Origin of the sequence: Bradyrhizobium sp. SZCCHNR1015 (genome assembly GCF_032489875.1) — a bacterium.
GTDB lineage: Bacteria > Pseudomonadota > Alphaproteobacteria > Rhizobiales > Xanthobacteraceae > Bradyrhizobium.
Window position 1 is genome coordinate 305,391 of record NZ_JAUEYW010000005.1, and the last position, 20,247, is coordinate 325,637.

The 20,247-nt window shown below is 66.5% G+C and carries 22 protein-coding genes; 6 read left to right on the plus strand and 16 right to left on the minus strand.

Annotation, left to right across the window (positions count from 1 at the left end):
- Positions 1 to 51 precede the first annotated feature (51 nt).
- The 3 genes from QX128_RS11485 to QX128_RS11495 all read right to left on the minus strand — a co-directional run bounded on the left by QX128_RS11485 (position 52) and on the right by QX128_RS11495 (position 3,179).
- Complete coding sequence (locus QX128_RS11485; RefSeq protein WP_316181817.1) at positions 52 to 810, minus strand: VWA domain-containing protein; 759 nt, start codon at positions 808 to 810, stop codon at positions 52 to 54.
- Positions 811 to 958: 148 nt separating this feature from the next.
- Positions 959 to 1,846 carry an alpha/beta fold hydrolase gene (locus tag QX128_RS11490; protein ID WP_316237486.1) on the minus strand — a complete coding sequence of 296 codons (888 nt, stop codon included), beginning with the start codon at positions 1,844 to 1,846 and terminating at the stop codon, positions 959 to 961.
- A gap of 409 nt (positions 1,847 to 2,255) precedes the next feature.
- Entirely contained in the window at positions 2,256 to 3,179 is a 924-nt protein-coding gene (locus QX128_RS11495; RefSeq protein WP_315718368.1) for a division plane positioning ATPase MipZ, read from the minus strand.
- A 261-nt stretch (positions 3,180 to 3,440) separates the two neighbouring features.
- On the opposite strand from QX128_RS11495, the gene panC reads away from it, so the two are divergent.
- Positions 3,441 to 4,292: a pantoate--beta-alanine ligase gene (panC, locus tag QX128_RS11500; protein WP_315804142.1), complete on the plus strand. Its 852-nt coding sequence runs from the start codon at positions 3,441 to 3,443 to the stop codon at positions 4,290 to 4,292.
- 172 nt (positions 4,293 to 4,464) lie between these two features.
- Here the strand turns inward: panC and QX128_RS11505 are convergent, their stop codons facing one another.
- From QX128_RS11505 to mgtE, 8 genes are all read right to left on the minus strand, one after another.
- Entirely contained in the window at positions 4,465 to 4,905 is a 441-nt protein-coding gene (locus QX128_RS11505; protein WP_315804143.1) for a DUF1489 domain-containing protein, read from the minus strand.
- 23 nt (positions 4,906 to 4,928) lie between these two features.
- Positions 4,929 to 5,921: a hypothetical protein gene (locus QX128_RS11510; protein ID WP_316181809.1), complete on the minus strand. Its 993-nt coding sequence runs from the start codon at positions 5,919 to 5,921 to the stop codon at positions 4,929 to 4,931.
- A gap of 299 nt (positions 5,922 to 6,220) precedes the next feature.
- A complete protein-coding gene (locus QX128_RS11515) occupies positions 6,221 to 6,412 on the minus strand; it encodes a hypothetical protein (RefSeq protein ID WP_315718364.1) in 192 nt (63 codons plus the stop codon).
- 239 nt (positions 6,413 to 6,651) lie between these two features.
- Positions 6,652 to 7,311, minus strand: a complete 660-nt coding sequence (locus QX128_RS11520; RefSeq protein ID WP_316237487.1) for a glutathione S-transferase family protein — start codon at positions 7,309 to 7,311, stop codon at positions 6,652 to 6,654.
- Positions 7,312 to 7,461: 150 nt separating this feature from the next.
- On the minus strand, positions 7,462 to 8,334 hold the full coding sequence (locus QX128_RS11525; protein WP_316237488.1) for a hypothetical protein: 873 nt from the start codon (positions 8,332 to 8,334) through the stop codon (positions 7,462 to 7,464).
- 147 nt (positions 8,335 to 8,481) lie between these two features.
- Complete coding sequence (locus tag QX128_RS11530; protein ID WP_316181804.1) at positions 8,482 to 9,300, minus strand: aldo/keto reductase; 819 nt, start codon at positions 9,298 to 9,300, stop codon at positions 8,482 to 8,484.
- A gap of 76 nt (positions 9,301 to 9,376) precedes the next feature.
- A complete protein-coding gene (locus QX128_RS11535) occupies positions 9,377 to 9,652 on the minus strand; it encodes a helix-turn-helix domain-containing protein (RefSeq protein ID WP_315718360.1) in 276 nt (91 codons plus the stop codon).
- 81 nt (positions 9,653 to 9,733) lie between these two features.
- Positions 9,734 to 11,152, minus strand: a complete 1,419-nt coding sequence (mgtE, locus tag QX128_RS11540) for a magnesium transporter (protein WP_316237489.1) — start codon at positions 11,150 to 11,152, stop codon at positions 9,734 to 9,736.
- Positions 11,153 to 11,261: 109 nt separating this feature from the next.
- Between mgtE and QX128_RS11545 the strand changes: the two genes are divergently transcribed.
- Together QX128_RS11545 and QX128_RS11550 are read left to right on the plus strand one after the other, a co-directional pair.
- Positions 11,262 to 12,098: a polysaccharide deacetylase family protein gene (locus QX128_RS11545; RefSeq protein WP_315804149.1), complete on the plus strand. Its 837-nt coding sequence runs from the start codon at positions 11,262 to 11,264 to the stop codon at positions 12,096 to 12,098.
- A 240-nt stretch (positions 12,099 to 12,338) separates the two neighbouring features.
- Entirely contained in the window at positions 12,339 to 13,532 is a 1,194-nt protein-coding gene (locus QX128_RS11550; RefSeq protein ID WP_316237490.1) for a polysaccharide deacetylase family protein, read from the plus strand.
- Positions 13,533 to 13,589: 57 nt separating this feature from the next.
- Here QX128_RS11550 and QX128_RS11555 read toward each other — a convergent pair whose 3' ends face one another.
- The 4 genes from QX128_RS11555 to QX128_RS11570 form a co-directional block, all read right to left on the minus strand.
- Positions 13,590 to 13,964 carry a hypothetical protein gene (locus tag QX128_RS11555; RefSeq protein ID WP_315804151.1) on the minus strand — a complete coding sequence of 125 codons (375 nt, stop codon included), beginning with the start codon at positions 13,962 to 13,964 and terminating at the stop codon, positions 13,590 to 13,592.
- A 222-nt stretch (positions 13,965 to 14,186) separates the two neighbouring features.
- Positions 14,187 to 15,425, minus strand: coding sequence for an FAD-binding oxidoreductase (locus QX128_RS11560; RefSeq protein ID WP_316237491.1), 1,239 nt, complete (start codon positions 15,423 to 15,425; stop codon positions 14,187 to 14,189).
- A gap of 16 nt (positions 15,426 to 15,441) precedes the next feature.
- Positions 15,442 to 15,792, minus strand: coding sequence for a RidA family protein (locus QX128_RS11565; RefSeq protein WP_315804153.1), 351 nt, complete (start codon positions 15,790 to 15,792; stop codon positions 15,442 to 15,444).
- Between the two features lie 39 nt (positions 15,793 to 15,831).
- On the minus strand, positions 15,832 to 17,328 hold the full coding sequence (locus QX128_RS11570; RefSeq protein ID WP_316218256.1) for an amidase: 1,497 nt from the start codon (positions 17,326 to 17,328) through the stop codon (positions 15,832 to 15,834).
- A 207-nt stretch (positions 17,329 to 17,535) separates the two neighbouring features.
- On the opposite strand from QX128_RS11570, the gene QX128_RS11575 reads away from it, so the two are divergent.
- The 3 genes from QX128_RS11575 to QX128_RS11585 all read left to right on the plus strand — a co-directional run bounded on the left by QX128_RS11575 (position 17,536) and on the right by QX128_RS11585 (position 19,220).
- Positions 17,536 to 18,201, plus strand: coding sequence for an XRE family transcriptional regulator (locus QX128_RS11575; protein ID WP_315804155.1), 666 nt, complete (start codon positions 17,536 to 17,538; stop codon positions 18,199 to 18,201).
- Between the two features lie 76 nt (positions 18,202 to 18,277).
- Complete coding sequence (locus tag QX128_RS11580) at positions 18,278 to 18,646, plus strand: hypothetical protein (RefSeq protein WP_315804156.1); 369 nt, start codon at positions 18,278 to 18,280, stop codon at positions 18,644 to 18,646.
- A gap of 1 nt (position 18,647) precedes the next feature.
- A complete protein-coding gene (locus tag QX128_RS11585) occupies positions 18,648 to 19,220 on the plus strand; it encodes a DNA-binding protein (protein WP_316237492.1) in 573 nt (190 codons plus the stop codon).
- A gap of 281 nt (positions 19,221 to 19,501) precedes the next feature.
- On the opposite strand, the gene QX128_RS11590 is transcribed toward QX128_RS11585, so the two are convergent.
- Complete coding sequence (locus QX128_RS11590; RefSeq protein WP_315804158.1) at positions 19,502 to 19,714, minus strand: hypothetical protein; 213 nt, start codon at positions 19,712 to 19,714, stop codon at positions 19,502 to 19,504.
- Between the last annotated feature and the right edge of the window lie 533 nt (positions 19,715 to 20,247).

Below are 20,247 nucleotides of genomic sequence, written 5' to 3' on the forward strand. Positions count from 1 at the left end.
CGGCAGGCTCGAGCCGGTGCGCTTGATGTTGGCGGCGGCCGAAATCGATCTCTACTTCATCTGCCCGATCAGGCGTGCCGCGCCCGCTTCGGAGCCGGCGAGCCGGAGCAGCGCCGCGCGACCGCCCGCAGCGTAGGCCGCGGCGGCGCGCAGGAGCTCGCGCAACTGCGCGGAGGCGCCCGGATCGAACCTGCACCACGCTCCTCCCGAGAGCCGCGCCATCTCGCGAAACGCCTGCTCGGCCGCGGGCTCATGGCCCTCCTGGAACATGAACAGCGGGACCTTCAACAGCCCGAGCTCGCCGGCCTTCGCACAGAGCTCGTCGACATTCTCCTCCATCGCGTCGCCAACGAACACGACGGCGCGGATTCCGGACGCTGTCGCATGGCGCCGCGCCTCGGCAAGAACCTTGCCGATCTGGGTCTTGCCGCCGCGGCAATCGATCTTGCCCATCAGCCGGGCGAGCTCAGCGCTGTCGGAGATCCAGCCCGTGGCGCGACATTCGTTGAAGCCCCTGTAGTACACCAGCCGGATATCGAGGCTGCCGAGGGCTGCGGCCTCGCGAAACATGTCGGCCTGCAGGGCGCAGGCCATGTCCCAGGTCGGCTGGCGGCTCAGGGTCGCATCGAGCGCGAAGACGAGGCGGCCTCTGGTCCCCAGAGCCGCGGGAGCCATGGCCTTGGCCTGCGCGACGAATGCCGCAATCGCGTCTGCCGTGGAATGCTCATTGTCCGGCAAGCGCTGCTGACGCGAGCCATCGTCGGGCGAGGTGATCGGGGCAGAACCGGGCTTCGAACGATGATCGACCATGCACGCACCTTGCTCGGACGCGCATCATGTGGGCAGGCGGATGGACAGCTTCAATGACGGCAGTGACATCTGCCGGATACGCCGTTCGTTCCCGTCGCAAGGGCCGCAAGGATCAGGCGAGACCGGCGTGCGCCCCGCCCCTGCCCCCTCAATGCGTCAGCGGCTTGGCCGGCGTCGCGGTCTTGCCGACCGGCGCATAAGGCGCGACGGGACCCGGATCGAGCAACGGGGTATTGGTCTTGACCGGCCCGATGTCGCTGGTGCTGTCGCTATCGGCGAGGAACTTGTCCAGCATGGCCTGGATCGACGACTTGGCATCGTCAGGTCCGGTGTCGCGCATGTCGTTGTGCTGGAAGTCCGTCTTGACGACGGTGATGCCTTCCTTCTCGCAGATGTCGTCGCTCGGGATCACGCCGGGATCGGTCTTGAATTGCGGGTCCTTCGAGCGGAACGACAGGATCTTGAACTTGCCGTCGGTAACGAACGGGACGCGGAGGTTGTCGAGCGTGACGACCTTGCGGACGTCTTCAGGATACTGCTTGGCGAAATACATTGAGATGTCGCCGCCCATCGAATGACCAACAATCGTCAGATGATCATAGTCGGCATTCGGTTGCACTTGGTGCATCTGCTCGACGGCGAATCGGATGTTGGCGACACCGCGCTGGATCTGCGGCAGCCGGCCGACATAGGGCTCGCCGATCTTCGTCACCATCGGCGCATCGGTCGGCAGGTCGTGCTGGATGCTGACCGCCATGTAGCCGCGCGCAGCAAATACGTTGGCCAGGAACGAGTACTCGGTGAACTTGACGGTGTTGCCGTGATTGAGGATCGCGACCGGCAGCTTGATCATGCCGGCTTCGGCCTGCATCTCCTTGTCGCGGCGGACGGCCACGGCGACTTCGACCAGACGGTTGTCGCGCGAGGCGTCATAGAACCTGATGGTCTCGTGCCGGATCGCCCACTTGCTCGCGGTGAAGTACCCGACGGCCGCCAGCACGCTGACAGACACAAGAACGGTTATTCCACGCTTCATGTTCGTCCCTCGGGAGCACAATCAAAGGTAGTTTTGAACCTGTAAGACTCTCGCGACCCGTTCTGTTTAATATATGTAACGGCGCTGTGACAGGAAGACCAAATGTTGTGAATCCGTCGCCCGTTCGTTGTGCGCCGCACCTAGTTGCTGTGCAGCAGAGCGGGTTCCACCGCCCTCTCTTGTGACTTGAGCCCTGAACGTCAGGTTCAAATCAGTCATGAATTTGACGGTAATCTAGCGAAATTGGCGGCTACGGCCTTGACCTGAGACAAATCTTCTTCCGTCCGGCCCAAACAGGCTGAACGCGCCGTTACTCGCCACCGCTGTCAGGAGATTGTTTAACCAGGCCGCGGGCACGTTCAACGCGCACAATGTCTCAGGCGAGGTCTCGCCTGAATGCGGACGGTATTCAGGCGCTGATGATGTCGTGCAGGTCGAGCGGCTTGTCGACCTGGGCGAACCATTCGGCGCGGTTTGCGGCGCGGCGGCGGCCGCGCTCGTCCAGCGGCAGCTTGAGCTGGCGCAACAGGCTGGTGACCTCCTCCCGGGCCGTGACGTGGCCGAGATTGGGGCGGGTGCCCAGGGTCGCCTCGTCGATGTCGTCGAGCGCGGTCAGTCCGCGCGGGAAGAACTCGCGATAGACGACGCGTTCGGCAAAGCCGTCGATGGCGCGAAAGCCGAGCCGCAGCGACAGGTCCTTGAGGCCGTCGGCGACCAGTTGCTTGTTGCGGGAGCCGAGCATCGACAGCCGGTTGCGGACCACGATCCAGTCGGTCATCGCACCGTCCACCTGGCGGCGCTTGCGCCGGACGTCACGCACCATCTCCGCATAGTGGCTCTCGCCGGTCACGGCATAGGTCGCGGGATCGACCGTTCCCAGCACGTCGAAGTCGAGGAAGCTGTCGTTGATCGGCGTGACCAGCGTATCCGCCATCGAATGCGCCAGGCGCATCAGGTAGCTGTCGTTGCCGGGCGTATCGATGACGATGAAATCGAACGAGCGTTCGACGGCGCTCACGGCCTCCATGAACTGCTGGAACTCGGTGTTCTCGTTCTCGTCGATCTGCAACGTCCTGCCGAGCTGGATGCAGTAGTGCGTCGGCAGCTCGAGGCGCAGGCCGGTGCGGCGCGCCCAGGCGCTCCGGTTGTTGATGTAGTGGGTGAAGCTCTGCTGGCGGCAATCGAGATCGATCGTGGCGACACGCTGGCCAGCCTTCAGGAGTGCCACGGCAATATGCAGGGCGGTGGTCGACTTGCCCGACCCGCCCTTCTCGTTTCCAAGCACAACCACGTGGGCCGAGCCCGATTGTCCTTGGCTAGTCTGCACCAGCATGTTGTCGACCTCTTACGATCATCTTCGAGTCACGGTCGTCTGCGGTCAAGTGAAATGCATCGTCATCGTGAATCCCACGGGGGAGCATCCTCCGCTACTACTTGACGCGCGCGTTTACCAACTCCGCATCGGACGCGGAGACGTGCTAACAGGCGTATTCAAGTATGCTGAGCGGCGTGCCGCGTCCTTGTTAAGGGCGGTCGCCCGAGCGTCAAGGCCGAACAGAGCAACCGCAATTTTTCGCTGTGAGATCGAGCAAAAATGTCACGAAGCCCGCGCGTCGCCCGCACCGTTTCCGCCCTCCGCCGCGAGCTCGACAGCTTGCGCGCGAGAAAAGCCAGCATCGCGCTCGTGCCGACCATGGGCGCGCTGCATGAAGGGCACATCTCGCTGGTCCGGCAGGCGAAGCGCCGCGCCGACAAGGTGGTCGTCTCGATCTTCGTCAACCCGACTCAGTTCGCGCCGACGGAGGATTTCGGGTCCTACCCCCGGACCTGGAAGGAGGATGTTGCGAAACTTGCGGCCGAGCGCGTCGATCTGATCTGGCATCCCGACGCGAAGGCGATGTATCCGGACGGCTTCGCGACGCGGATCGTGCCGGAAGGCGCGGCATTGGCCGGGCTGGAGGACCGCTTCCGTCCGCATTTCTTCGGCGGGGTGGCGACCGTGGTCGCCAAGCTGTTCACGCAATGCCGGCCGGACGTCGCGATCTTCGGCGAGAAGGACTATCAGCAGCTCCGCGTCGTCGCCCAGATGGCGCGCGACCTCGATCTCGGCGTCCGCGTCGTCGGATCGCGTACGGTGCGCGAACGCGACGGACTCGCGATGTCGTCGCGCAATGTCTACCTCTCGGCAGACGAGCGGCGGGTGGCGCCGACGCTGCACCGTGTCCTGAAGGAGCTGGCGGCCCGGCTGCGCGCCGGCGACGACATGCAGGCGGCGGTTGATGATGGCGCCGCCGCAATCACCGAAGCCGGCTTCGCCTTGGACTATCTCGAGGTCCGCCACGCCGAGACGCTGGCGCCCATCGCCCCGAACGAGTCGGGACCCAAGCGCATCCTGGTCGCAGCGAAGATCGGAACCACGCGACTGATCGACAATATCGCGGCGTGAGGCGCCGGGAGACCGGCGGTCCGCCAAGACACCGTGAGCGGCTCCCTCGCCCGCAAGGCAGAGGCAACGGCAGCCGACGCCGCCTCGAACGTACGCCCTGCCCTTGCGAGCGAGGCTGAACTTCCGCCGCGCGTGAGATGCTCACGCGCAACACCACCGGCACGTCGAGGTGCTACAGCAACCCGAGATCGCGCAGCTCGCGGCGCAGCGGCTCGGGCATGGCTTCGACGCCCGCCGCACTGGCCTTGCCGAGATCGGCCGGCGCATCCTCGGCGGTCAGATAGCGCCACCCCTGGAACGGACGCATCGGCCGCGGCGACACCGCGATCACCTTCGGCTGCATGATGATGCGGCACCGCCCGATGCCGTCGCCGTCGCGGAACGGCTCGATGCCGACGATCTTCTCGCGCGCGGCGACCTCACCGCGAATCACCCAGTACAGCGAGCCGCCGGCGAGGATGTCCTCGACCCGTTTCGGCGTCATCCGCGTGACATGGACGTGCTGCTGCGGCAGGCCCTTCTTCTTGGCCGCGAGCATGCGCTCGGCGATCCACTCCTTCAGCTCTTTCACGGACTCGCAGCCGACGGCGAGCTTGATCAGGTGCAGAGGCATGATGGCGGTTCGACCAGCGGGATCTATTCGTTGTTGGCGGCCGGCTCGGCGGGCTCAGGCGCCGCTTGAGGCGCCGCAGCGGCCGGCTTCGGCTTCGGCGCGGCCCTCTTGGCCGCCGGCGCCTGGGCGTGGCTGGCAGCCACGCTCGGTGGGGCTGCGGGCGACGGCGTAAGCTGCGTCGGCGGTTTCGGCGCCGCGGCTGCCGGGGCGGCCGAGCGCGTCGAGGCCGTCGGCTCGGGATTCATGATGCTGACCGGCGGGGTGTTCGCCGAGCTGGGAAATTCCGCGGTCGTCGGCTTGCCGCTCGGCGCCGACGGCGCCACCCCTGGAGGCGCCAATCCCGCAAAGGTTCCAGCGACGGGCTGGCCCGGCGCCGCATTCCACTGCGAGGCGTAGCGCGTCACCAGGCCCTCATAGGTCCGCCCTTCCATGTTGTTCATCAGTTGCTGGCGATCGCCCACGGCACGGAACATCACGCAATCGCTCGGCGTGCAGCGGTCGCGTGTCAGCAGCACATAGGCCATCAGGCCATAGCGATCGCGCTCGACGGCACGGCGCAGCGCCAGCAGCTCCGCGGTCATCACCTTGTTGGCGCTGGCGACGTCGCCCACCTGGGACAGCCGGCTCAGCATGCCCGCCGCATAGCTGACGGCAGCGGCCGTCATCTCGGCCGATCCGAACAGGCTCTTCTCGCAATTCGCGAGCACCAGATCGCCGGCGAGATCATCCACGCAGGCCAGCGCGGGCGGCGAGAGGCCGACGGAGGCGGTCACAGCAGGATCGCCATTGGCGCCACGCGGGGTCGCATCCTGGCTCCGCATCATCGACGCCACCGCAATCCCGACCGCCAGCAGCGTGATCACCGTCAGCGCGCCGTTGGCGACCGATTTCTCGGCCCTGAGCAGCGTCGTCAGGACGACCAGCGCAAAGAAACCCGCCGCGGCAACGGTGAGCCACATCGGGAACGCCGGTGAGTTCAAGAGCTGATCCAACGAGGAAGGCCAGGTCGAGTTCATGCGCGCTTGTTCCTGACGTGGGCCAGCGAAAGCGGCCCCGATGGCGTCCCTACATGGGACGGCCGTGAAACGATCATCAAATTCAAATGATCACCCGATCGATTGCGGCCCCACCAAGACAATAAGACGATTCCATGCGCCTGCGGGCGCCGGATGGTGTGGAGCTACCCGCTATCCCCAAAAGGGATCGCGCAGCAATCGTCATCATCTCGCGCCACGGCTCCCGAACGCGTGGCAACTCTCCCTCTCGCTTCGGCTACGTCTCCGGCGGCCGCGTCCGCCGACGCGGCACGTGGTTCTCAAGACAAGGCCAATTGGCTCTCTCTGGCAACCCGCTCAAAGGCTTCCGTCGAGCTTTTGATCCGATACTGGCAGTCGTCGTCTTCCGTCGGAAGCTGGCGGATGATCTCGTAGGTGCCTGTGGCCGCCGGACGCGAGACGTTGCTCGCGGTGAAATAGACGGTCGCCCCAATGGGGAACTTGTGTTTCAACGCCCTCTCCTGCTCGCATGCCGGCAAGAGCCCCTGGTCCCGCTGCCCGAGCCGGCGTGTCTTTATAAATATCGCGCTTATATCACGCCGCCGCCCGCCCTGACCAGCGACCTCACGACGTGGCAAACGCGGAGATTGCGAGATTCTTCAACGGGATGGGTCCGCAAACGGTATTCCTGGACGAGCGGCTCGGGGCGCGCTCGTCCACCACGGACCAAATCGCGAACGGGCGAGACCGTTCAGACGTTCTCGACCCGCTCGATGACCCAGTCCTCCGCGAGGCCGTCCTTCACCCAGGCCGCGAAGGCCGGCATCGCCATCATCATGTCCATGTAGGCCCGGGTCTCGGCGGCGACCGGAATGGCGAAGCTGTGGAAGCGCGTGACCACCGGGGCGAACATGGCGTCGGCGGCGCCGAAGCGGCCGAACAGGAACGGCCCGCCATGGCCGTAGCGGGCGCGGCAGTCGCGCCAGATGTCCTCGATCCGGGCGACGTTGGCCTTGGCATCGGCTGACAGCTCCACCGGCCGCACCGGCCGGTGCAGATTCATCGGGCATTCGTTGCGCAAGGCCGGAAAGCCGGAGTGCATCTCGGCGCAGACCGATCGCGCATGGGCGCGGGCAGCGGCATCGGCGGGCCACAGCCCCGCCTGCGGGAAGCGCTCGGCGAGATATTCGATGATCGCGAGCGAATCCCACACGCTGATCGCGCCATCGATCAGGATCGGCACCTTGCCGGCCGGGGAATGCTTGAGGATGCGCGCCTTGTCGGCGGGATCGTCGGTGTAGAGCGGGATCACGATCTCATCGAAGGCGATGTCGCAGCCGCGCAGCGCCAGCCAGGGCCGCATCGACCATGAGGAATAGTTCTTGTTGCCGATCACCAGCTTCAGCGTCATGTCGCACCGTCTCCGTGTTGGGCGTGGACGGCCCGCGCAGCCGCGCCGTCGACGCTCATGCTATCGGCGACGCATACAGGATGATCGGCCGTTGCGTCGACACACAAGCGCCCGACCACGCGCCCGCCTTCATGCGTCGCCGGCCGCAGATCAGCGGGCGAAATCTTGCGGCGTGAACGACATCTCGATCACCTTCCACTCGTCGTAGCGATCGGGAGGCAACATCGCGTAGGGCTGGCAGGCATTCAACGCCTGGACCGCGCTCTCCTTGAGCTGGATCGCCTTGGAGGCCGCGACGACCTCTATCACCTCCGGCTCTGTCGCCAGCCGTCCATCGGGTGTCATGCCGAAGCGCAGCCTGATGAGCACGTTGTCCGACAGCGACAGCGAGGCCGGCAGCCGCGCGCAGCTCCTGACCTTCTGCCGCAGGGCCGCTTCCAGATTGGCGGCGAGGTTCGTCGTCGCGGTCGGCCCGGTGTCCTTGCCGTCCTCCGGGCCGCCGGGACGCGGCAACGGAGACAATGGCTCGGGCAGACCGAGCATGACCCCATACTTCACCGTGAGATCCGGTTCGGGAGGCACATAGGTCGGCGCGGGTGCCGGCACGGGTGGCGGCGCCGGCTTGACGGCGGATCTGCTCTCCGCCTTTGCGGCCGTCTTCACCGCTTTGGGCGATGCTGCCGGCGCCGGCTGTTTCGCCGCCGGCGCGGCCGGCATCGGAGGATTGGGGGTCTCCTTGGCGTCCTGCGGCGGACTGGGCGGTGGCGGTGCGGCGGCCGCCGGCGAGGCGTTCGGGACCGGCTGCGGCAGCACCAGATCCGGCGTCGGGGATGGCGATGGCGTGGCGACGGGCTCGGGCGTCTTCTGCGGCTCGTCGGCGTCGACGATGTTGACCTCGATCTCGTCGCTCTTGGGCAGCTCATAAGGCCGGACCGTGGTCGAGACCATGACCCCACCGGCGATCAGGAGATGCGCGAGCACGGACGCGGCGATGCCCCAACGGATGAACTGCCAACGTTCCATGCTGCTTCACTACGCCCGCGCATGAGCGAAGGTGCGCGGCGCGCCATCGCTCCGATCATCGGCAGGGAATGCGGCAGCCGCCGTCGTGCGGCCCGCCGGCCGCGCCCCGTCATGTCAGGCTTTAGCATAAATGCGCGGGCGCCGCCCTCAATCCCATTTCGGCGCAAAGGCGAAGTTGGTCATCCGCCCCTCGGGACTGCCCATCGCGAAGATGTCGGCCATGTCCTGCTCGGACAGCTCGAAATCGAACACGTCGAGGTTCTCGGACAGCCGTTCGATCTTGGAGGTGCGCGGGATCGCCACGACGCTCTGCTGCACCAGCCAGCGCAGGCAGATCTGCGCCGGGCTCTTGCCATGGGCGCGGCCGATCCGCGTCAAGGTCGGATCGTTCTTGATCTTGCCCTTGGCGATCGGGCTGTAGGCGACGAGCGCGACGCCATGGCGCGCGCAGGCCTCGCGGACCTTGGTCTGATCGAGATAGGGATGATACTCGACCTGGTTGCACACCAGCGGCTCCGGCGACGCCGCCACCGCCTCGTCGAGCAGACCGACCGTGAAATTGGACACGCCGATATGGCGTGCGAGCCCGAGCGTCTTGGCATGCGCCAGCGCGCCGAGCGTCTCGGTCAGCGGCACGTGCGGATTGGGCCAGTGCAGCAGCAACAGGTCGACCTCTGAGACGCGCAGCCGGACCAGGCTCTCCTTGGCCGAGCGCTCGAGATCGTGCGGCGCGAAATGCGTGGTCCACACCTTGGTGGTCAGGAACACCTCGTTGCGCCGGACGCGGGACGCACGCAGGCCCTCGCCGACCTCTTGCTCGTTCTCATAGACTTGCGCGGTGTCGATGTGCCGGTAGCCGAGGGTGAGCGCCTGCTCGACGATGCGGCTGCAGGCGCGCCCGCGCAGCTCCCAGGTTCCGAGACCCAAAGCGGGAATCCTGGCACCGTTGGCCTCGATCATCAGCATGGCCGTGCACTCCAGAGCGCGTGCAACATTATGTAGGCACACGCCGGGCGTTGCCAACGCACGACCCGTGGTTGGCTTAAGTCTTGGCTAAGGCGGCAAACACCGTCTCGGGCGCATGCGCGATGACGGTGAGCAGCGCGCGCGCCGGGCCGCGCGGCATGCGCTTGCCCTGCTCCCAATTGCGGATGGTCTCGACGGGCACACCGAGCTTGGCGGCGAATTCCTGCTGGGTCAGATGCACCCGCCGCCTGAGATCGCGCACTTCGAGCGGAGCCGCGGGCGCCAGCGGAATCTCCTCGCCGTCGCGCAGCTCCACGATCCGTCCATCTGCCTTCAGCCGCAAGCGTTGCATCGTCCGACTCCGTGTCGAGCGACAGTCTCGCCGAACCGCGTTAAGGCCGGATTAACGATATAAGTCGTTCAGGCGCAGCGGTTATTTCAGGCCGAACCAGAGCGTGGCGATGCCCAGAAACGAGAAGAAGCCGACCACGTCGGTCACCGTCGTGACGAAGGTTCCGGAGGCCACCGCCGGGTCGGCGCGGACCCGTTCGAGCACCATCGGGATCAGGATGCCGCCCAGCGCACCCGCGACGAGGTTCGAGATCATCGCAAGCCCGATCACGATGCCGAGCCCGGGCATCTTGAACCACGCCACGGCGGCGATGCCGGTGACGAGCGCGAAGGCCAGGCCATTGACGAGCCCGACCAGCCCCTCGCGCATCACCACCCGCATCGCATTGTTCGGCCCGAGTTCGCGCGTCGCCAGCGCGCGCACTGCGACCGTCATGGTCTGGGTCGCGGCGTTGCCGCCCTGGCTGGCGACGATCGGCGCCAGCACGGCGAGCGCGACCATCTGCTGCAACTGGCCCTCGAACAGGCCGAGCACCGAGGACGCCAGGAACGCGGTGGCAAGATTGATCAGCAGCCAGTTGAAGCGGCCCTTGGCGATGGTCCAGACGCTGTCGGACAGCTCCTCGTCGCCGGACACGCCGCCGAGCGCCTTGAAATCCTCGTCGGCCTCCTCCTCGATGACGTCGACCACGTCGTCGATGGTGATGACGCCGGCCAGCCGGTTCTCGGCATCGACCACGGGGGCTGCGACCAGATTGTACTTGCCGAACAGCCGCGCCACCTCGGCGAGATCGTCGGTGACGGTGACGCGACGGCGGTCCTCGTCGATCAGATCGGCCAGCGGAACCGGACGGCGGGCGCGCAGCAGCGCATCGAGCGACACCGCGCCCTGCCAATGCCGTGCGTCGTCGACCGCATAGATCTCGTAGAACCGCTCGGGCAGATCCCGCGTCTCGCGCATGTAGTCGATGGCTTCGCCGACCGTCCAGCCCAGCGGAACCGCGATGAACTCGCGCTGCATGCGGCGCCCGGCCGAGCCCTCGGGATAATCGAGGCTGCGCGCGAGCGCGTCGCGCTCGGACGGCGGCAGGCGTTCGAGGATCTCCTCCTTGTCCTCCTCGTCGAGGCTTTCCAAGAGCTCGACGGCGTCGTCGGATTCGAGCTCGCGCACGCCCTCCGCGACGGTCTCGGGCTCGAGTTCCTCGAGGATCTCCTCGCGGACCGCGTCGTCGACCTCGTTCAGCGCGGAGAAGTCGAAATCGGTGCCGGTCAGCTCCACCAGCCGGACACGGTCGTCCGGCGCGAGCGCCGCGATCAGGTCGCCGAGATCGGCCTCGTGCAGCTCGGCGACCTCGGCGCGCAGGAACGCCTCGTCCTCGGCGGCGATGGCCGCCGCGATGGCCGCGATGAATTCGGCGCGAATCTCGCCGGATTCGGTGCGCATCGGCGCGCGATCGCGTAGAGTTGCATCAGCATGGGCAACGTCCGATGTCTCGTTCATGACGTGCCTCACGCGCTTGATTTCAGAGCAAATGGTCTGATTTGTGCTTCACGCATTACATAATCGGCAACAGCGAGCGCAACGGGAAAAGATGCGGCCTTGGCGATCGATGACGGGATGGGTAAACGCGGCCGGCGTCGTGGCGGCGCTGCTCGCGGCTGACGTCGCCGCAGCCGCGCCTGCCGCATGCCCGCGCGAAGGTACGCTCGGCACGTCGCGCATTCTCACCGTCGACGCCGCGACACATCCGCGCGTCGGCCTGAAGAGCTTCCCGGACACGCTGCCGCTGCATGACGGCGAGGTGGTGCTGACCTTCGACGACGGCCCGTCGCCGCCGATGACCGACAAGGTGCTCGCCGCGCTCGCCAGGGAATGCGTGCGCGCGACCTTCTTCCTGGTCGGTCAGCCCGCGTCGGGCCGCGCCGCGCTGGTGCGGAAGATCGCGGCCGAAGGCCACACCGTCGGTCATCACACCTTCACGCATGCGCATCTCGCGCACATCACGCCGGAACAGGCCGTCGCTGAGATCGATCGCGGCATCGCCGCCGACGAGAAGGCGCTCAACGGCGTCGAGACGACCACGCCGTCGACGCCATTCTTCCGCTTCCCCTATTTCGAATCGACACCGGCGACGCTCGACCTGCTGCAGTCACGCGGCATCGTCGTGTTCGGCGCCGACTTCTGGGCCGGCGACTGGAACCCGCTGTCGCCGCAGCAGACTCTCCACCGGCTGACCAGCCGGCTGAACCAGGCGCGCAAAGGCATCATCCTGCTGCACGACCCGCAGCCGCGCACGGTGGCCATGCTGCCGGCGTTCCTGCGCTACCTGAAGAAGCACGGCTATCGCGTGGTCCATGTGGTGCCGAAGCCGCCGGAGGATTTGCATCACGAGGAGCATAGCGAGCGCCCTTCAGCCGCGCCGACGCCGCCGCACGAAGGTGGTTAATCCGTCGTTCAGGACCACTGTCTACGCTCGACTGCCGTGATCGCGGCGATTTCTGCCGCTTGCAATCCGGCAACAGCCGCTGGCAAACCGGAACCCGGAACGATGTCATCTCGCGACAGCCGAACATCCCTGCTATGTCTTGGCGGTCGCTTGCCTGCCCCCCGCGGCTGCGACACATCATCGACCGTGGAAGACCCTGGCCGAAGGAGCCGGGACCGTGAAGGGAATGTGAGCAGCGTGATGCGTGATCGTTGGTGGGCTTGCGTCGGACGGCCAACATGGCTCGCAGTGCTGTTGGGCACCGTCGCCTGCTTCGCCTCCAGTGTCGGATCGTCGGCCGCACCGGTGGCCGATTGTCCCGGGCATCCGAACGCGCTCGGCACGTCGCGCGTCCTGGTGGTCGATCCGCGCGAGCATCCGCGCATCGGCGCGATGCAGTACAAGGAGACGCTGCCGCTTCGGGATCACGAGGTCGTCATCACCTTCGACGACGGCCCGCTGCCGAAATACAGCAATCAGGTGCTGCAGATCCTCGCCGACCAGTGCGTCAAGGCGACGTTCTTCACCATTGGCCGCCAGGCCAAGGTCGATCCCGAGGGCGTGCGGAAGCTTGCGGCCGCCGGCCACACCATCGGCACCCACAGCCAGAACCATCCGCTGAGCTTCAACAAGATGACGCTCGACCAGGTCAAGCCCGAGGTCGACCAGGGCATCGCCTGGACGACGGCGGCGCTGACCGATCCGTCGGCGCTGTCGCCGTTCTTCCGCGTGCCCGGCCTGCTGCGCGGCGACGCCGTGGAGAGCTACGCCGCCTCGCTCGGCCTGCAGCTCTGGAGCGCCGACTTCCTCGCCGACGACTGGCGCAACATCTCCGGCGCCAAGGTCTACGAGCTCGCGATGAAGCGGCTGGAGGCGCGCGGCAAGGGCATCCTGCTGCTGCACGACATCCATGCGCGCACCGTGACGGCGCTGCCGAAGATCCTCGCCGAGCTCAAGGCCAAGAACTACCGCGTCGTCCACGTCGTGGCGGCGACGCCGGACCTTCCGGCGACGCCGACCGAGCCCGAGGATTGGCTGGTGCACCGCCCGTCGGACGAGACCCCGGTGGCGCATTGGCCGAGGATAGCGCCCGTCGATCTCGCTGGCGCCGATACGGGGGCCCGCGCCAGGCTGGATGATTTCGGCATTCTCGACGTGCCGGCGGCCGTCGGACGTGTCGCGCAGAAGCCGGCATGGCCGCGTCCGCCGCTCGCGCGGCGGCTTGCGGCGCCGGCCTTGGCAGCGCCGGCGTCCGATCTGTTCGCATGGCCGCCTGTCGCGCCGCTGTCGGCGCAGCGGCGCCAGCTGGCCCGGCTCGAAAGCCCGGCGCCGAAGGCTGTGGCCGCCAAGCCGGCGCCGCGCCCGGTGCGCCTCGCCAGCCTCAGGCGGCGCTGAACATTCGCAGATGTTGCAGGTGAGGACGCGAAGACGATTCGCCCGCGCCGCGCGCGATCAGTTCGAGACCAGCTTGCTGACGCAGAGGATGACGGCGGCCGCCAGGAAGAACAGGTCCATGTAGGACTTCTTCTCGCCGTCCTTGCGCAGCGATCCGACGTCGGACACCACCTGCCTGCTGACCACCTGCCCGACCGGCCCGTCGCCGAGCATGCCGGCCAGACGGCGAACGTCCGACTCCATCTTCTCGATCCGTCCGAAGAAGTGGAAGGTGCGCACCACCGTGACGGCGCGCATGCCGGCATAGATCAGCACCACCAGCGCCAGCACGGCGCGGTTCTGGTACTTCTCGACGTAGTTCAGGCTGAGATAGACAGCCGCGAGAAATACGAAATTCGAGACGAAGCGGTACACGAGGCCCGTGAAGTTCATCTGCTCCCCCACATGATGTTCGGATCACTGGCCGACGACAGAACTCACGAAACGCGTTTCGCCCCCGCGTCCTGGTCCAACCGGCGTCACCCTAGGAGAGCGGGCTTGCGAATTCGTGAAGTGGAGATTTTGCAGCGCCAGAACAGGCCCGCTTGGTAAACAAGGGACTGCCCGGCGGGCGCCGCTGCAGCCTGCAATTGCAGGGCTGCAGCGGCTCCCGCACTATGCGCCGAACCGGGCCGGCGCGCAGGCGGCGACGTCGACGCTCGGCGCCTCGCCGCTCATCAGCTCGGCGAGGATGCGGCCGGTCGCAGGCCCCAGCGTGAAGCCCTGGTGGCCGTGGCCGAAATGCAGCCACAGGCCCTTGTGACGGGCCGCCTGGCCGACCACCGGCAGCATGTCGGGCATGCACGGCCGCGTGCCGATCCACGGCTCGGGCTCGACCGGCTTGCCGAGATCGATGAGCTCGCGCGCGGCAGCCTCGGCCTTGCCGAGCTGAACCGGGGTCGATTTCGCATTCGGCGATGACAGCTCGGCGCCGGTCGTGATGCGCACGCCGAGCGCCATCGGGTTCATCAGATAGCCGCGCGCCGCATCGCGCAGCGGCAGATCGAGCGGCGCGCCGCCGGTGTAGTGACGGTGATAGCCGCGCTTGCGCACCATCGGGATGTCGTAGCCGAACCTCGTCAGGAACTCCGGCGACCACGGCCCGAGCGCGACCACCACGGCCTCGGCCTCGATGCGTCCCTCCGCGGTGGTGACGGCCCAGCCGCTGCCCGCCTGCGCGAGCGTGGTCGCGTCGCCGCGCAGCAGCTTGCCGCCACGACGCGTGAACAGCTCGGCATAGGAGGCGACGAGGCTGCCGGGATCGGACACGGTCCACGGCTCCTGCCAGTGCAGGCCGCCGATGCCGCTGTCGATCAGCCCGGGCTCGGCCTGCTTGAGCTGCTGCGCGCTCAAGAGCTTGAACTTGACGCCGAACGCCTTGCCGACCGCCTCGGCCTCCCTGGCCTCCTTGTCGAACTGCGCCTGCGTCCGGTGCAGCACACGGAAGCCGTCGCGGCGCACGAGGTTGCCGGCGCCGGCCGCGAGGATCAGCGGCTCGTGCTCGGGCGCGGCGCGCGCGATCAGTTGCGCATAGGTGCGCGTCAGCACCTCGTGGCGCGCGGGGAACGAATTCCACCAATATTGCAGCAGCGGCCGGACGTGATAGGGCAGCGCCGCGAGGCTGTAATGCACGTCGTTGGTGCGCGCCAGCGCGATGTCGAGCACGCCGGCGAGATCATAGGGCATCGCGTAGGGCCGGACGGCCTCGCTCTGGATGATGCCGGCATTGCCATAGCTGGTCTCGCGGCCCGGCTCCCTGCGGTCGACCAGCGCCACTGACCAGCCGCGGCTCTGCAGATGCAGCGCCGTGCCGACGCCAACCATGCCGCCACCGAGAACGATCGCGCTTCGCATCGTCATCACTCCTACCTCAGGTCCGCGCCGCCGCGACGACGGTGACCTCGATCTTCACATCCGCGATCATCTGCGCCTGCACCGTGGTACGGACCGGCAGCGGATCCTTGAAGTGCCTGCGATAGGCTTCGTTGTAGGCGGCGAAATCCGCCTTGTCGGCGAGGTGCACCATGCAGGACACGATGTCGTCGAGCGTCAGGCCTTCGCCGGCCAGCGTTTCCGCGATGTGCTTGAAGACGAGGTCGGTCTGCGCCGCGATCCCTTCGGGAATGCTGCCGTCATCGGCGACCGGCACTTCGCCGGACAGGAACACCAGGCCGCCGGCGCGGCGCACCAGCGAGAACGGCCATGAGGGGGCGTCGGACATCGTTAGTCGCTCCAGGATGTAGTGATCATGAGGGCCGCCTCAATCCCACGCCATGAAGCCCGGCGTCTGCGCCAGCGGCGGCAGCGACGCGAGCCTTGCGAGATCCGGCCGCGGACGGCGAAGCTCGGCGTCATCGGCAAAGGCGGCTTCCAGCGCCGCGGCCACGCCGAGCACCAGCGCATCGCCGCCGCGCGGGCCGACGATCTGCAGGCCGAACGGCAGGCCGTTGTCGTCGAGGCCGAGCGGCAGGCTGAGCGCGGGATGCCCGGCCAGGGTCACCGCATAGGCGAGCGCCAGCCAGTGGAAGTAGGACCGCGTCGGCACGCCGTCGATCTCGGCCGGATAGAGCTCCGCCCAGGGCCGCGGGCTCAAGGTGATGGTCGGGCTGATCAGCACGTCGTGGCTGGCGAAGAAGCTCTGATAGGCGCGATAGATCCGGGTCTGGTTGGCGCTCGCGCGCGAGAAATCCTCGAGGCTGTAGCCGAGCCCCTCCTCGACATTGGCGCGCACGTTCGGCCCGAGCATGTCGGGCCTTTCGCGAAAATTCCTGCCGTGCTGGGTGAGGAACAGCGAGGCGCGCAGCACCGCAAAGGTCTCGTCGGCCCCGCTGCAATCCGGCGCGCCCTCGTGCGTCTCGGCAAACAGCGGCGCGATGCGCGACACGCGCGCACGGAAGGCGCGGCGGATCAGTTGTTCGGTCGGCGCGAAGCCGAAATCCTCGGTGAAGGCGAGCCTGAGCTTGTTCAGTTCCACCGCTGGCGGCACCGCCCAGCGCGCTGGCGCGCCGCGCACGGCCTCGCCGGGCAAGGTGTAGGCGAGCGGATCGCGCGCATCGTCGCTTGCCATCACCGACAGCATCAGCGCGGTGTCGGCGACGTCGCGCGCCATCGGCCCGTCGGTCGACAGGCACGACCAGCCATGGGCGCGCTTCTCGCTGGCGACGAGGCCGTAGGACGGCCGCATCCCAACAATGCCAGAGAAGCCGGCCGGATTGCGCAAGGACCCGCCGGTGTCGGAGCCGGAGGCCAGCGGGGCCATGCCGCAGGCGAGCGCGACCGCCGAACCGCCGGAGGAGCCGGCGGCCGAGCGCGTGGGATCGAACGGGTTTCCGGTGGCGCCGAACACGGGATTGCGGGTGTTGCCGCCCGCCGCCCATTCCGGCGTGTTGGTCTTGCCGAAGATGATCGCGCCGGCCGCGCGCAGCCGGCCCACCGAGGCCTGGTCGACGGCCGGGACATTATCGGCCAGGATCGGGCTGCCATAGGTCGAGCGCATCCCGGCGGTGTCCTGGGTGTCCTTGATCAGCACGGGCAGGCCGTGCAGCGGCCCCCTGTCCTCGCCCCTGACGATCTCGGCCTCGGCGCGCTTGGCGGCCGCCCGGGCGCCAGATTCATCCAGGGTCACCACCGCGTTGACCGCCGGGTTCACCGCCGCGATCCGTTCCAGACACGAGTCGAGCAGCGCAACCGGGGAGATCGCCTTTGTTTTCAGCAGCTTGACCAGCTCGACGGCGGTCTTGTCGCAAATCGATTGCACAGGGCTTCTCTTTTCCGTTTCGGAAAACTATTTAGCATATAAGAAATCGAATGCACGACCTGAAAACGCATTGTTCCACCGCTGTCCACGCATGACCTTCGGACGTCGGAGCACACAATTGAATTTCCTGCGCTTTGGGGCGAGATTGTCCGAACTGCCCCGGCCATCGGCACGCCTGATCCGCTAACGGATTTTCCGGAGATCGCTTTGACAGACACTGCCATCAGCGTTTCAGCCGAAGGCCCGCACTCCCAGCTCGGCCAGTGCCTGAAGGCGGCCCGGCAGGCGCGCGGCCTGACGCTGAAGCAGGTCGCCGAGAAAACGGGGATGGCGCTATCGACCTTGTCCAAGGTCGAAAACGGCCTGATGTCGCTGACCTATGACAAGCTGCTGCAGCTCACCTCGGGCTTGCAGATGGACATCGCCGAGCTGTTCAGCCCTGCTTCGCCGCGCCCCGAGCCGGGCCGCCCGGTGACCGCCCGCCGCAGCGTCAGCCGCGCCGGCCAGGGCCAGATCGTCAACACCCGATTCTACACCTACACCTATCAGTGCACCGACCTGATCGGAAAGCGCATGGTGCCGATGATCGCCGAGGTGCGCGCCCGCACGCTCGAGGAGTTCGGCCCCCTGCTCCGCCACAGCGGCGAGGAGTACTTCCTCGTCACCCGCGGCACCATCGCCGTGCACACCGAGTTCTACGCGCCGGAGATCCTGCACGAGGGCGACGGCATGTATCTCGACAGCACCATGGGCCACGCCTACCTCAACGCGGGCGAAGCGGCGTCGGCGCAGGGCGTGTGCCTGTGTACGAGCGAGCAGTCGGATCTGTTCGAGCAACTGCACAGGATCGCTAAGAAAGATGCGGTGGAGTGAGGGCGGAGCGGTCTGCTGCTCCGTTGATATCCGTGTGGTGAAGTGCTACGTTGAACAACAGCAGCTTTTGTCTAACATGATCGAAGCGTCCATGACCAAATCCCCCGCAGGCAAATCACCAACCCGCCGAGATAAGGGCGCGGCAGGCAGCAGTTCGCGGATTCACCGCGAAGCGGCAACTGGCCAGTTCGCCGGGAGCGAGACGCGGTTCGAGGCGGTGATGCGGGCAGCCGAGCGGTCGGGTCTGCTGAAAGACAAACAAGGTCGTATCGGCGGCCGGGTGAGTTCTGCACTTGTCCGCCAAGCGAAGCGGCAAACGGGCATCGAGACGGATACGGACTTGATCGAATTCGCCCTCGCAACGGTCGCGCTTGAGGACAACTTCGCAGATGTGTTCAAACGGTCGCGTGGTACGGCGGATCCGAAGCTGAAGCTCGGTTTTTGACGTGGCGGCGTTCGATTTCGATGCCGCACGACGATGGGCGCGGTTCGACCCGTGGAAAACGCTGCCCCGAAGAAGTGATGACCAACTACCATTTGTTGACGCGACCCTGATCGCTGGACAGGGGCTTTTGCTCGACACCTGCGTCTACATCGACCAGATGCAGGATCGATCACCTCCGATTCTCGAAGATCTGATCGCACATCGGCAAGTGAATCACTCAACAGTTGCGATTCAGGAGTTGATGCACACGGTCGGCGTATTGAACCCCTCTGATCCGCGCACAGCCCCGGTCATCGATGTGATCGGAAAGCACATCAAAGCGATGCCACCCCATCGCACCTTTGCACCTGATGGCGACACGCTCGGGCGCGCAGCACTCCTTTCGGGTATCCTTTGCCGTCTTCAGAGTTACGAACGAGACGGTAAGCTGCGCGCACTTCAGGACAGTGTGCTGTTTCTTCAGGCCCAGAAGCTCGGTTTGGTCGTCCTTACCGCGAACGTCGCGGATTACGACCTTCTGCTGCAACTCGTCCCCGCGGGTCGAGCGCTGCTTTACAGACGGCGTGAACCATAGTGGAGGCCTTCAGGACATCGCGCCAGTAGCCGGCCTTCATGGCTGAAAGGTTGCGCACGACCAGCGGCAGAGCTTCCGCGCCAGGCGGGCGCAGACTGGATGACCAGTCGATAACCTGGCCAGGCGCGATCAGCAGAGCAACAAAGAGTGCGACCTGCGCCGCGATGAGCAGGACAAGCATGAGACACTGGGCGCGTGTCAGCGGCGCCGCAAACAATGCGGTGATCACGGTCGCTCCTTTCGCGAGTGAATGGTTCAGGTGATGGGCACGAGTGCCGCCCTCACCGCATCATCGAGGGGCGTATGCGACTCGCGCCGAGCAGGCTGGCCAGCCTGCCATTGTCCAGCGCGAGGCTCTGCTTCCACAGCCAGCGCATTTCGATCGCCTCGCGCATGAAGCGCACGAACGGCGCCGCGAACCAGAGCGTGATCCACGGGAACGGCTTCACCGGCAGGTCGGGACGGCCGACGACGCGGCGGACGGCGTCGATCATCTCGCGGCCGGTCGCATCGTAATTAGACGGAAGTCCGGCTGGTTTCGCGGTGGGGGTCGCCTGCGCCGAAATTCTCTTTTCATCCGCCGGCTCAATTACATCACCACTGTCCAGTCCCCGCGCGAAAAATATTCCTCTTTCGCTTTATCGGAAATCATGATTGTATCTCCCCATCCCGCCTCGGCACGAGGGGCGTATCGCGATCGTCACGGCACGCGGGGTGGGATGCGGTGGGCGCAGCGGCTCGCAGCGTGACGAAGGTCATGCGGACGAACGAAGCCGTTGCGCCGGCGAAATCGTAGGGTCCTGGCCTCCCGGTGCTGAGGCCAAGCGCGCGACAACGCGTTCGCGTTGCGCGGGCGACGGGGGCAAGACAGCCGGTCCCCGGGGAGAGGACGTATAAGCCGTCAAAACCATCGCGCGGGGAATGCCGGGATGCCTCGGCTGAACCTGTGGTTCCTGCCGCCTGCATTCTTGTTCGCAGGCGGGCCATGGGTGCGGCCAGCACCCGGCATTCCCCGCGCCCTCGGCTT